Source organism: Ruegeria sp. N7 (assembly GCF_056531345.1).
Map to the genome: position 1 here is coordinate 111034 of NZ_JBQFLR010000002.1, position 12197 is coordinate 123230.

14 protein-coding genes and 1 tRNA gene are annotated in these 12197 nt (G+C 59.0%); 9 read left to right on the top strand and 6 right to left on the bottom strand.

Features of this window, described 5'->3' with window-relative positions:
• Positions 1-29 precede the first annotated feature (29 nt).
• Complete coding sequence (locus ACR0ES_RS05140) at positions 30-443, top strand: c-type cytochrome (protein WP_480486343.1); 414 nt, start codon at positions 30-32, stop codon at positions 441-443.
• Here ACR0ES_RS05140 and ACR0ES_RS05145 read toward each other — a convergent pair.
• Together ACR0ES_RS05145 and ACR0ES_RS05150 are read right to left on the bottom strand one after the other, a co-directional pair.
• Complete coding sequence (locus ACR0ES_RS05145; protein ID WP_480773173.1) at positions 440-1126, bottom strand: hypothetical protein; 687 nt, start codon at positions 1124-1126, stop codon at positions 440-442. The two genes, ACR0ES_RS05140 and ACR0ES_RS05145, sit on opposite strands and share 4 nt — an antisense overlap.
• Positions 1127-1168: 42 nt before the next feature.
• Positions 1169-1831: a DNA-3-methyladenine glycosylase I gene (locus tag ACR0ES_RS05150; protein ID WP_480773174.1), complete on the bottom strand. Its 663-nt coding sequence runs from the start codon at positions 1829-1831 to the stop codon at positions 1169-1171.
• Between the two features lie 417 nt (positions 1832-2248).
• On the opposite strand from ACR0ES_RS05150, the gene ACR0ES_RS05155 reads away from it, so the two are divergent.
• The 5 genes from ACR0ES_RS05155 to ACR0ES_RS05175 all read left to right on the top strand — a co-directional run bounded on the left by ACR0ES_RS05155 (position 2249) and on the right by ACR0ES_RS05175 (position 7685).
• The gene (locus tag ACR0ES_RS05155; RefSeq protein WP_209504562.1) at positions 2249-3199 is read left to right on the top strand and encodes an ABC transporter substrate-binding protein; all 951 of its coding nucleotides are present in this window, start codon (positions 2249-2251) and stop codon (positions 3197-3199) included.
• 10 nt (positions 3200-3209) lie between these two features.
• Entirely contained in the window at positions 3210-4259 is a 1050-nt protein-coding gene (locus ACR0ES_RS05160) for a quaternary amine ABC transporter ATP-binding protein (protein ID WP_480481922.1), read from the top strand.
• Positions 4256-6322 carry an ABC transporter permease gene (locus ACR0ES_RS05165; RefSeq protein ID WP_480869769.1) on the top strand — a complete coding sequence of 689 codons (2067 nt, stop codon included), beginning with the start codon at positions 4256-4258 and terminating at the stop codon, positions 6320-6322. The genes ACR0ES_RS05160 and ACR0ES_RS05165 overlap by 4 nt, the downstream gene beginning before the upstream one ends.
• Positions 6323-6427: 105 nt before the next feature.
• Complete coding sequence (locus tag ACR0ES_RS05170; protein ID WP_480869771.1) at positions 6428-7093, top strand: NnrU family protein; 666 nt, start codon at positions 6428-6430, stop codon at positions 7091-7093.
• A 70-nt stretch (positions 7094-7163) separates the two neighbouring features.
• Positions 7164-7685, top strand: a complete 522-nt coding sequence (locus tag ACR0ES_RS05175) for a DUF2478 domain-containing protein (RefSeq protein WP_480582967.1) — start codon at positions 7164-7166, stop codon at positions 7683-7685.
• 231 nt (positions 7686-7916) lie between these two features.
• On the opposite strand, the gene ACR0ES_RS05180 is transcribed toward ACR0ES_RS05175, so the two are convergent.
• Positions 7917-8000, bottom strand: a tRNA-Tyr gene (locus ACR0ES_RS05180).
• Positions 8001-8116: 116 nt separating this feature from the next.
• On the opposite strand from ACR0ES_RS05180, the gene rlmB reads away from it, so the two are divergent.
• The 3 genes from rlmB to ACR0ES_RS05195 all read left to right on the top strand — a co-directional run bounded on the left by rlmB (position 8117) and on the right by ACR0ES_RS05195 (position 10408).
• Positions 8117-8887, top strand: coding sequence for a 23S rRNA (guanosine(2251)-2'-O)-methyltransferase RlmB (gene rlmB / locus ACR0ES_RS05185; protein WP_480486329.1), 771 nt, complete (start codon positions 8117-8119; stop codon positions 8885-8887).
• Positions 8888-9282: 395 nt separating this feature from the next.
• Complete coding sequence (locus ACR0ES_RS05190; RefSeq protein WP_480492722.1) at positions 9283-9741, top strand: YHS domain-containing (seleno)protein; 459 nt, start codon at positions 9283-9285, stop codon at positions 9739-9741.
• A gap of 196 nt (positions 9742-9937) precedes the next feature.
• Entirely contained in the window at positions 9938-10408 is a 471-nt protein-coding gene (locus tag ACR0ES_RS05195) for a CoA-binding protein (RefSeq protein WP_480481910.1), read from the top strand.
• Here ACR0ES_RS05195 and ACR0ES_RS05200 read toward each other — a convergent pair.
• The 3 genes from ACR0ES_RS05200 to hisF all read right to left on the bottom strand — a co-directional run bounded on the left by ACR0ES_RS05200 (position 10405) and on the right by hisF (position 12122).
• Positions 10405-10977, bottom strand: a complete 573-nt coding sequence (locus ACR0ES_RS05200; protein WP_480481908.1) for a hypothetical protein — start codon at positions 10975-10977, stop codon at positions 10405-10407. The two genes, ACR0ES_RS05195 and ACR0ES_RS05200, sit on opposite strands and share 4 nt — an antisense overlap.
• 69 nt (positions 10978-11046) lie before the next feature.
• A complete protein-coding gene (locus ACR0ES_RS05205) occupies positions 11047-11364 on the bottom strand; it encodes a phosphoribosyl-ATP diphosphatase (RefSeq protein WP_480481906.1) in 318 nt (105 codons plus the stop codon).
• Positions 11361-12122 (bottom strand): imidazole glycerol phosphate synthase subunit HisF, encoded by a 762-nt coding sequence (gene hisF / locus ACR0ES_RS05210; RefSeq protein WP_209504552.1) that lies wholly within the window; start codon positions 12120-12122, stop codon positions 11361-11363. The genes ACR0ES_RS05205 and hisF overlap by 4 nt, the downstream gene beginning before the upstream one ends.
• Between the last annotated feature and the right edge of the window lie 75 nt (positions 12123-12197).

Genomic DNA, 12197 nt, shown 5'->3' on the forward strand with positions numbered 1-12197 from the left:
GCAAATGTCAATTGTGACAGGAGGATACGATGTTCAAGGCAACGATCGGTATGCTGGTTCTCGGGGTTTCGGCTGCTGCCGCACAGGCTGCTTGGGCGCAGGATGCCGTGACCGGAGAGGAACTCTATTTGCATTACTGCGCGACCTGTCACGGGATTGACGCAACCGGGCAGGGGCCGATGGCCAGCGTGCTGGTTGTTCAGCCGTCCGATCTGACCGCATTGTCCGGCGAAAGCGGGGTGTTCCCGACCGCCCGCGTTGTCGCCCGCATCGACGGCAGGGATCCGCTGGTCAGCCATGGCAGCCCGATGCCGGTCTATGGCCCTTATTTTGACGGGCAGGACACATCCATGAAAACACCGGAAGGTCAGCCGATCCTGACCAGCCAGCCGATCGTTGATCTGGTGGCATATCTGGAAACCCTGCAGCGCGCCCGGAACTAACTGCAAATCCCCTCGATCCTGGCTTCGCTCCACGGGATCAGGACCGGGCGCTCGCGCCCCTGTTCCGGCAAGGGCGACAGATCAAAATGGGCACCCAGCATGTCATGAAGTCTTTTGGTGCGCTTGGCCTGAGGGGCCAGCGCGCGACAGCACACATATTCTTCGACGATCGCGCCCTGCTGTTCGAACCCGTAGGTCAGAAAATCCGGAGAAGTTTCGAGGTCGAACAGATACGGATCCCTTCGGCCCCCATGTTCCGCCGCTGCGCGCAGGGGATGGTAACCCGTGGTCCGGCGATTCTGCCATTGCCAGACATGCGTCAGCTCATGGGCCAAAAGCATCGCGGCCAGCAGGTTCATCTGATCCGGAAATTCCGACATATAGTCCTCCAGATACCAGTCGCGGGCAAAGTAGACTTTGTTGAACAGGGCCACGGCGGCAGGTTTGCCCGTCACCGGCCCGGGGTCCACCGGGGGCAGAATGCGCTCGCGGCAGGCCAGTCGCGGGCGTTCTTCGCGGAAATACGTCACGTTGGTAACCGGGGCACCTTCGACCAGACGGATGTGATCCAGTTCCAGGGTTTCCCCTTGAATGGTTTCCGCAAAATCGCGCTCCTGCTCAGTCAACTCACGACCGCAGGCGGCCAGCAACAAAAGTGAAGCAATGAATACACGCAGAACCATAAGTTGAATCTTATTCCGCTGCGGGTATTCCGCAAACCGTTTTCACAGACTCATGGCCAGAACCCGGCTGATTTCCGTAAGTGATCGCCCGGACTGACCCATCCATGTATTAAAGGCGTTCTGAACCGCCTCCATCGCTTTCTTCGAGGTGGCAGGCTTGTCGATCACACCTTCAGCAATCAGCCGGGCGGTGACATCCTGAGACAGAATGAAACTGTCCCGCCCGGCAAACCGCATTGCGTACTGCGCCGAAGCGCCGCCCAGTCGGGCCCCGCGTTTTGCCAGCATTGCCAGAAGGTTGACGTAGTCATCAGATGGCCAGCCGCCTAACACTTTACCCGCGCCGCCTTCCTCACGCAGTTCAAGCAAGAATGCAGCGTTATCCCGTACAGCCGCGATCTTGGTTCCATTCCTTACGATGCGCGTATCCTGCAAAAGGGTGTCAAACTTCTCATCATCCATGAACGCGCATCGCCCCACGTCGAACCCGTTAAAGGCTGTTTCGAACCCGTCCCATTTGTTTTCGATGACTTTCCAGTTGAAGCCAGCCTGAAAGATGCATTTCGTGATGACCGACAGCCAGCGATCCTCGGGCATCGCTGCCAGTTCCGCGGGGGTTTTCGGTTTGCTCAGTTTTGCGTCCAGTGCTTCTGGACCGCCGTGGCGCGCGGCTGCGATTTCAAAGATTTCGTCAAACGTTCGCATCTGTCTAACCTTGATGTTGCCCGACTATAAATGTTTATCTTTTGTTCTTGTTTGGCAATGAAAAATCTGACCGTGTCCAGATTTGAGGCAGCCCAACGAATAACTGGATTCGCAGAAAAATGCGGATTTTCGAAAGAAGTTCTCGACAAAAGGTGGCAAAATGTTTTCTGATTGACTCGTCAGTCAACGTCCCGTCTTAGCGAAATGGAACAAGGCAAGCCGGGTTGGATGCGTAAAGGGAGCCGGGAGGGGGGAACAATCTGGCAGAAAGATCTTTTCCACAATTTGGAAACGGATCACTGTTCTTTTCCAGCCAAATTTGTGCATGCTGCGGCATGGCATTGTCATCAGACAGAAAGACCGGCGGGAAAATCCTTGCCGGGATGGGCAAAACAAATATGACAGGGAGTTAAGTCCATGAAAAAACTAAGTGTAAGCCTAATGGCTCTGAGCGTTGCAGGCGCGGCGCAGGCGGCGGATATGGGCGCCGTGGATGAACCGATCAAACTGGCGATCAACGAATGGACCGGCCAGCACGTCACCACGCATGTGGCGGGTGAGATGCTCAAGGCAGCCGGGTACAACGTCGAATATGTGACCGCTGGCATGATGAACCAGTTCCAGGCGCTGGCCGATGGCGACATCGACGCGACACTGGAAATCTGGTCTTCCAACGTTTCCGATGAATACGCCAAGAAAATCGGTGAAGGCACTGTGGTTGAAATCGGTGATCTGGGTCTGGATGCCAAGGAAGGCATCGCGTACCCGGCGCATGTGGCCGATCTGTGCCCGGGCCTGCCCGCATGGGAAGCGCTGAAAGATTGCGCTCAGGTCTTTGCGACGGCGGAAACTCTGCCCGGTGGTCGTCTTGTCGATTACCCGGCCGACTGGGGAACTCCGGGCGCGGATCGCATGACCGGTTTGGAATTGCCGTTCAAAGCCGTACCAGCAGGGTCCGAAGGGGCGCTGATCGCGGAATTGCGCGCTTCGACCGAACGCAAATCGCCGCTGCTGATCACCTTCTGGCAGCCGCATTGGGCGATGTCGGCCTATGACGTTCAGTTCGTTGAACTGCCCGCTGGTGAAGAGGCGTGCTTCAGTGATCCGGCCTGGGGCCCGAACCCGAACGCTGTCAATGACTGCGACTTCTCTCCCTCGCGCATCTTCAAAGCCGGCTGGAGCGGTATGGAAGAGAAATGGCCGGCAGCCTTTGAAATTCTGACCAACTATCAGCTGGCGGTTGAAGACCAGCAGCCGATGATGGGCGCGATCGACGTTGACGGTGGAAAGGTCGAAGAAGTTGTCGCCGCATGGATGGCTGAAAACGAAGGCAAATGGCGTCCGGTTGTAGACGCGGCAACCCAGTGAGCCCGCGTAAGTGACGGACACGACCATGCCAGCCATCGCCTGCCGGAATCTCTGGCAGGTGTTTGGCCCCGGCGCTGACAAAGCCCTGACCGACGCGCTGTCTCGGTCAGGGAATGACGCAGACAAGGCTGCCGCCGCCCTTCGGGAACAGGGGCTGATCCCTGCCGTTCAGGATGCCAATTTCGAAGTTCAGGAGGGCGAGCTTTTCGTCATCATGGGCTTGTCGGGCTCGGGCAAATCCACGCTGATCCGCTGCATTTCGCAGCTACTGCCCGGCACGGGCGGTGAGATTCGGGTGGACGGCGAAAATGTCATCGGAGCCTCGAAGAAGGCCCTGACCGAGTTGCGCCGCAAAAAACTGGGCATGGTGTTCCAGCATTTCGGCCTGTTCCCGCATATGACCGTTTCCGAAAACGTGGCCTATCCGCTGCGCGTGCAGGGTGTGGGCAAGAAGGAACGGCTGGCGCGCGCACAGGAGGTGATCTCACTGGTCGGTCTGGAAGGGCGCGAAGACAGCTTTCCGCGCCAGCTTTCAGGTGGCCAGCGCCAGCGTGTGGGCATTGCCCGCAGCCTCGCCGTAAATCCCGATATCTGGTTTCTGGATGAACCGTTCTCGGCTCTCGACCCATTGATCCGCCGCCAGTTGCAGGATGAATTCCTGCGCATTCAGGCGACGCTGAAGAAATCCATCGTCTTTATCACCCATGACATTCAAGAGGCGCTGAAGCTGGCCGACCGCATAGCAATCATGCGCGACGGCAAGATTGTTCAGATCGGAACGCCCACAGATATCGTGTTGCGCCCGGTGGATGATTACGTGCGCGAATTCTCGAAGGATGTCGCCAAAGGTCAGCACGCCAAGGTCGCCTCGGTCATGCGGAGCAAGGCGGAATGTGGCCCGGATGACCCCGGCCTCACCACCTCGATGACGCTGGACGCAGCCCTTGCGCATTGCATGGAGCTGTATGAACCCGTGCCCGTGCGGGATGAGGCGGGCAATGTCGTCGGCACGGTGCATCCGTCCGATCTGGCCGCAGCTCTCCAGGTGGACGAGACATGACCGCCATAACCGACCTCCCGACACGGCGCAGTGCGCAGTTGACGGCAGGTGCGAAGGCCGCCCTGATAACGGTTATCGTCGGTGCAGTTTGCCTTGCGCTCGAGGGTATCGCCCCGTGGCTGGTCAAATGGCCCACCGCGTGGGAACTGCCTGCAACCCAATGGGTTGGCGCGTTTCTGGACTGGTTTCTGAACCTGATCAAACCGGCAATGCGGCTGTTTTCGGACCTGATGACCCACCCAATGAACTGGGCGAATTTCGTGCTGGGCAATACGCCATGGCCCATCCTGATCGGGATCGTGACCGCGCTGGGCTGGTATCTGGGCGGCTTGTCCATGGCCGCACTTGGCTTTCTGGGCCTCAGCTTTGTTTTGGCCTCGGGCTATTGGGCCGAAAGCATGAATACGCTGGCGCTTGTCGCCGTGTCTGTCCCTGTGGCGCTGGTCATTGGGGGCGGCATCGGCATCCTCGCCAACGAAGTGCCAAAGGTGAAATCCTTTGTGCAGGCCGTGCTGGACATCATGCAGACGGTGCCGACCTTTGCCTATCTGACACCGCTGCTGCTGCTGTTTGGATTTGGTCCTGTTGTTGGTCTGATTGCTTCGGCCATCTATGCCGCACCGCCCATGGCGCGCAATGTGATGCTGGGGCTGGAACGGGTGGAGCCCGAGATCAAAGAGGCGGCCATCATGTCCGGCGGCACTCGGTTCCAGCAACTGTTCCAGGTCGAAATCCCTGCCGCCACCACTCAGATCATGGTCGGTGTGAACCAATGCCTGATGGCTGCTCTGTCGATGGTTATCATCGCCGCCGTCATCGGCGGGTTCAACGATATCGGCTGGGAGGTTCTGCTGACCATGCGCAAGGCGCAGTTCGGCGAGTCGCTGATGGCGGGTCTGGTTATCGTGGTCTTTGCCGTGGTGATCGACCGGATGAGCGGCACTTTGGCGACCGAGCGTAAACGCTATGACAGCCGTGTTGTCTGGGCGATGCTGGGTTTTGCTGTTGTCTTCACGGCGGCCTTCTGGGCGTGGTTGCCAAACCCTGCGGAGCTGACCCTGCTGGACCCGATGGCCGAAGCCGTGGACAGCGGCCTGACCGCATTCACGCAGGCCAATGGCCAGTGGCTGGACGCCCTCAAAAACAACTCGCTGTTCTATGTACTGCTGCCGCTGCGGATCGGGCTGGATCAGGCGGTGCTGCCCTTCACATGGGGTTTCCAGTGGACGTCGAGCATGAGCTTTGGCCTGTTTGCGGCCGGTGCCGGGATTGCGCTTTTGATGGCGTGGCGCGGACGGCTGACTGGTGGGCTGGTCGTTCTGATTCTGATTGGAATGCTGGAAACCGGTATCGCGAACATGCCGTGGCCCTTCGTCCTGACTGGCGCTGCCGCGCTGGGCTGGGTTGCCGGGGGCTGGCGTCTGGCCGCGCTCTGCGTGGGGCTGCTCTGCACCATCCTCGTCTCGGGCCTGTGGGAAAGGGCGCTGCTGTCGCTTTATCTCAGCGGTGCAGCGGTGTTTACCTGCGCTTTGGCGGGTGGGCTGATCGGCCTTGCCAGCGCGGTATGGCAGCCTGTGTGGAACGTGGTTCGCCCGATCTGTGACATGTTGCAGACGATCCCCCTTTTCGTGTTCCTGATCCCGGTGCTGATGGTGTTCCAGATTGGTGAGTTCTCGGCCTTTCTGGCCATCTGTGCCTATGCGATTGTCCCGATGATCCGCTACACGCGGCACGGGCTGGTCAATACACCGGATGAGATGATGGAGGCCGCAATTTCAAGCGGCGCGACTGAGTGGCAGATCATGCGCGATGTGAGGGCGCCTTATGCGGCCCCGACCATCCTGCTTGGGCTGAACCAGACCATCCTTTATGCCTTTGCTATGCTGGTCATCGCGGCACTGATCGGGACCACCGGTCTGGGCCAGTCGATATATTTGGCGCTGGGTCAGGCGGATGTAGGATTGGGCATATCTGCCGGGGCCGCGATGGCGATTCTGGCACTGATCGCCGACCGCATCGTTCAGGGCTTTGCCGAAGAACGCCGCGCGGCGCTTGGGCTGTAATACAGGGCAGGGGCGGTGTATTCGCCCCTGTGACCCAACTTGATTTCGGGCAAGGAAGTCGCTGCCCTCTCACTCTAGACCGACCCCAACACGTTGGAGAATATCATGACCGGTTGGGGCCTATTTCTTGCAGCACTCATCGTTTTCCTGCTCAGCCATGCAATTCCTGTACGGCCCACCGTGCGGGGCTGGCTGATCGGCACGCTCGGGCGCCGGGGGTATTTCGCGGCCTATTCACTTCTGTCGCTGGCCGTGCTGGCCTGGCTGATTGTCGCCGCTGCAAACGCCCCCTATGTCGAGGTCATTCCGCCGTTCGCAGTCTTGCGCTGGGTGCCAATACTGATCATGCCCGTGGTGTGCTGGCTGGCTGTGGCCGGGCTTGCGATCCAGAACCCGTTTTCTTTCGGTGGGATGGGCAAAAGGCCTTTTGACCCCGAACACCCCGGTATTCTGCGCACCACCCGCCACCCGATCCTAGCCGCGCTGCTGTTGTGGTCCTTGGCGCATCTTCTGGCCAATGGAAGCCTGTCACATGTGATCCTGTTCGGCCTGTTTGCCGGATTTTCCGTTATGGGCATGGCCCTGATCGACAGGCGTAAATCGCGTGAGATTGGCTTTGAATGGGTCCGGTTGTCGCGAAATACGGCGCGGTTCTCACTGCGTTTACCGCGTCCATGGCCACGCCCTTGGATCTGGCTAACCGCACTGGCCGCTTACGCGGTTCTTCTTCACCTGCACGCACCTGTGATCGGTCTGTCGCCGCTGCCTTGACTGGGGGAGTGGTCGGGCAGCACCTTGCGTGCTATTTGAAACGTCACAATCGATTTACAAGAGGTCCAAGATGCATCTGGCCTATGTCACCACCACCGACCGCGGCGCGACGGATCGCCTGCTCAGCGCTGTTGCTGAACGTCTGCTGGCGTCTGGCGCGAAACTGGCCGGTGTCGTGCAAACGAACACGGAATGTACCGACAGCAGCAAGTGCGACATGGATGTCCGCGTGTTGCCGGATGGTGAAACCATCCGAATCTCACAATCATTGGGCACCCAGTCGCGCGGCTGCCGTCTGGACCCCGCAGCACTGGAACAGGCGGTTGGGTATGTGACCGCCTCGCTTGCGAACGCACCGGACCTGCTGATTATCAACAAATTCGGCAAACATGAGTCCGATGGGCGCGGTTTTCGCCCCGTAATCGGCGAAGCACTGGCGCTGGATATTCCGGTGCTGGTCGGCGTTAACGGGCTGAACGCCGAAAAGTTCAACACCTTCGCCGAAGGTGCGGCCGAAGAGCTGCCTGCGGATTTGGACGACATCGTAGGCTGGTTCAACCGCATAGCGCAGATGCGCCCGGCTGCGGAATAGGTGCGCAATCGACTGGCGCGTTGATCTGAACGTCATGACATGCGGTGGCGAAGGCCACGCGGCACCTTTCGTTCACAATCCGGTCGCGTTAGCGCCGGTTTAAGATGTGTAAAACGGATCAGGTCTGTTGAATCTGAGAATGACGGCAGACCAACAGCAATAACACAGCTGACAGACAATAACACAATGCGGGACACGCGTCCTCACCATCTTCGGAATACGCTGGAAAGATGGTGGGCGACCCTGGAATCGAACCAGGCGTGCGTCTCCGCGAGGGAGTTACAGTCCCCTGCCACACCTTGCGGCCTGTCGCCCACTGTCAGGCGTTGCACCTGACGTGGAGGCGTGATTACTAGCGCACCAAAGGAGCGTCAACAGGAAAATTTCCCTTTGGCGCAGGAAACCGAATTCCCGGCCCGGAGGCCCTTGAAATGAAGAAACCCAAATGGGTCGTCGAAAAGGAACAAGCGCGCAAAGCAGCTGCTGCGGAAACAGTCTGGCTGTTTGGCCTGCACGCGGTTCGCGATGCGCTGATGAACCCAAAACGGCAAAAATTACGCCTGATGGTGACGCGGAACGCGTGCGATAAACTGGCGGAAGCTATTGAATTTGCGGGGATCGAGGCCGAGATGGTCGACCCGCGCAAGTTCTCTGCACCCATTGATGCTGGATCAGTGCATCAGGGCGCAGCGCTGGAGGTCAAGCCGTTGGAATGGGGCAGTTTGGCCGATAACTGCATCGGTCGCGAAAACCCTCGCGTCATTCTGCTGGACCGGGTCACCGACCCGCACAATGTCGGGGCGATTCTGCGCTCGGCCGAAGTTCTGGGGGCCAGTGCTGTGATCGGCACACGCCACCATTCCGCGCCCGAGACCGGGGCACTGGCAAAAACCGCCAGCGGTGCGCTTGAGCGGCAGCCTTATCTGCGGGTGCGCAACCTTGCGGACGCGATTGTCGAGCTTCAGGGCATGGGCTTTCTGGTCCTTGGGCTGGACGGAGAAGCCGACATGACAATCGAAGGTGCGCTAAGCGATGGCCGTGACCGCCCTGTCGCGCTTGTGCTGGGCGCGGAAGGTCCGGGCTTGCGGCAGAAGACAAAGGAAACCGTGGATCAGTTGGTTAAAATTGACGCAGCCGGGGGATTTGGTTCGCTGAACGTCTCAAATGCTGCGGCAATCGCCTTATATGCATCGCGACCCTGAGCAAAGGAGAGCGTCATTCCCGGTCCTGCCAAAATCGCGACCTGCTGCTATTGCGGCACCCGGGCTGCCTTGATCCTGAAAGGCAAGGAACGGCACGAGCTTAGCTGCTCCAGCTGTGGAGCGCCGCTGCACAACCTGAAGATGTTGCCCGCGCGGAAAGTACACAAACCCGAACCGCTGCGCGTAGCTGTGTCTCATGCTGCCCCGCGGAAAACAAAGCGCAAAAAGAGGAAGAAGACCATGCTTGCGCGCGTGTTCGACGAAGCATGGGACGTGATCGAAGACATCTTTGACTAAGTTTCAACTGGCGAACACTCGTTCACATCCGCGTCAACAGGGGTTCCGAAAAACGCGAAAAGTTGCATCTTGATGGTCTTGAATGTGCAGATTCCCATATGACGATGCTGAACCGACGTACTTTTATGAGCTCGCTGAGCACTGTATTGCTGGCTCCTGCCGTGTTTGCGCAGGACAATCCCGTGTATTACGCCACTGACGGTGTGGCGTTGGCGGGGTATGATCCCGTGTCCTATTTTGACAGCGACGCGCCTTCAAAAGGGGCACCCGAAAACGCGGTCATGTGGAAGGGCGCCCGGTGGCATTTCAAATCGCAGGCAAATCGCGAGCTCTTTGAAGGCAACCCGCGCGCCTTTGCGCCGCAGTTCGGTGGTTATTGCTCGTACGGGATGGCGATGGGTGTGTTGAAAAGCACGGATCCGAATACGTGGCAGGTGGTCGATGGGCGTCTTTACCTGACGCATTCACCCGCGGTCGAGGAAATCTGGCAGCAGAATCAAACAGGATACATTGCGATGGCAGAAGAAAACTGGCCCGCAATTCTCTATGGGGAGTAGGCAGGGTTCAGCTAATTGTGAAAAGTCATCACAAAAATGCGCCACCCCTCTTTTTTTTAACAGATCCATGCTTAAATGTCACAGTGACCGCGGAACGGAACTGCCGCGGGTCATTTCACTGTCCCTCGTTCCAACAACTGGCGCCCAAGCTTTCTTGGGCGCTTTTTTCTTTTTGGAACCCTGTTAAGGATAGGGCATGCCAGACTATTCCGATCAGTACCTTAAGGCTATTTTGCAACGCACCAAGACGGTGGCCGTTGTCGGCGTTTCCATGAACCCTGTGCGACCCAGCTATTACGTGGCGCGCTATTTGTCGCTGAAAGGGTTCAAGGTGATTCCCGTCAATCCGGGCCACGCGGGCAAAGACCTGTTTGGTCAGACGGTTCGCGGCAGCCTGTCAGAGATCTCCGAGCCTGTAGACATGGTGGACATTTTCCGGCGGTCCGAGGCCGTGCCACCCATTGTAGATGAGGCGCTGGAGGCTTTCCCGTCGCTCGGTACGATCTGGATGCAGATTGGCGTGGAACACCCTGAAGCGGCGGTAAAGGCTCAGGCCCGTGGCGTGGATGTGGTGATGAACCGTTGCCCAAAGATCGAATATCAGCGCCTGTTTGGCGAATTGCGCATGGGCGGATTTTCGACGGGGATCATCTCGTCCAAGCTTTAGGGTTTGGCGGGGACGTAAGGTTTCAGACGGGCGACCTGTTCCTTCCGCCGCTTTTCCAGCACCACGTCGCGCGGAACCCAGTCATACCGGGTATCCTCGACCAGCGGAGACCAGAACAACACGCCGCCATAACGCCACGGGTCCAATACGACACCGTCATACAGCGTCGCACCTTTACCGCTGATGATTGCGGTGCTGTGGTCGATCCGCGTCGGGTTGTCCGCGTTTGCAATGGCACGGTGCAGCTCCAGTGTCCGGAAGTTTTCCTGTTTCAGCCGCCGCTCGATATCCTCGGCCCAATGCCAGCACAGCCCACGCGGGCGCAGCCCCTTGTTGACCTTCATGTTATGGATCAGGGGCGGGTCTGTGATCTGGTATTCCTCGACCAGCTGAGCGGTATAGGCGTAAGCAATTCCCGCTGCGCGTCGGGCCTCCTCAGGGTCGATATCCGGGCCAAGGCCCTGAATCTCCGTGGCGAGCCGCTGCACCTCATCCCCGGTCGAGCGCGGCGGCGCGGCGCAGCCAGCGACGATGGCAAGGGTTGCCACAAGCATCAAAATTCGGATCATAACGCGCCTTCGCCCTGACAGTCTGGCATCCGAGTATAACGGCCCAGGAGCCAGTGCGGAACCCGGACGTTACCCTTTGGGGCGGGCAGCTTTTTCGGCGATACCGCTGGTGCCCTGACGGCGGTCCAGCTCGGCCAGAACATCATCCAGCGCCACGTCCCGCGCGGCCAGCATGACCAGAAGGTGATACAACACGTCCGCCGCTTCCGAGGTCAGCTTAACCTGATCCCCTTTTACGGCTTCGATGATGGCCTCTATGGCCTCTTCACCGAATTTCTCGGCGCATTTCTCAGGGCCTTTCGCAAGCAGCTTGGCCGTCCAGCTGCTTTCGGGATCAGCCCCCTTGCGTGCCTCGATCGTGGCGGCCAGATCGTGCAAGATGCTCATGTTAGCCTCATGGGGATGCCAGCTGCGGCCATATGTTCCTTGGCCTCGCGGATGGTGTATTCGCCGAAATGGAAAATCGATGCCGCCAACACGGCGCTTGCACCGCCCTTGGTGACGCCCTCGACCAGATGGTCCAAAGTACCAACACCGCCCGAGGCGATCACGGGCACATCCACCGCGTCGGAAATGGCGCGGGTCAGCGGCAGGTTGAACCCGGATTTGGTGCCGTCGCGGTCCATCGAGGTCAGCAGGATTTCACCGGCCCCCTTGGAGACCACGGTTCTTGCAAAGGCAACCGCGTCAATGCCGGTGGGTTTGCGCCCACCATGGGTAAAGATCTCCCACTTGCCGGGGCTGACGGTCTTGGCGTCGATGGCGCAGACAATGCACTGACTGCCGAACTGATCTGCCGCTTCGGCAATCACATCCGGATTGGCAACCGCGGCCGAGTTGAAGCTGACCTTGTCCGCCCCCGCCAGCAGCAAGGCGCGCACATCGTCTTTTGTTCGCACCCCACCGCCCACGGTCAGTGGCACGAAACACTGTTCCGCCGTACGCTGCACCACATCGAACATGGTGCCGCGATTCTCATGGGTCGCGTGAATGTCGAGAAAGCAGATCTCGTCCGCTCCGGCAGCATCATAGGCCTTGGCCGATTCCACCGGGTCGCCTGCATCGCGCAGTCCCACGAAATTCACGCCTTTGACCACTCGGCCATCGGCAACATCAAGGCAGGGAATGATCCGGGTTTTCAGCATAGGATATCCTTTATGGGCGCACCTCTAGCGGCAAAGCCCTGCCGATGCCAGACTTGTGATTGTGAGAGGTCTCTA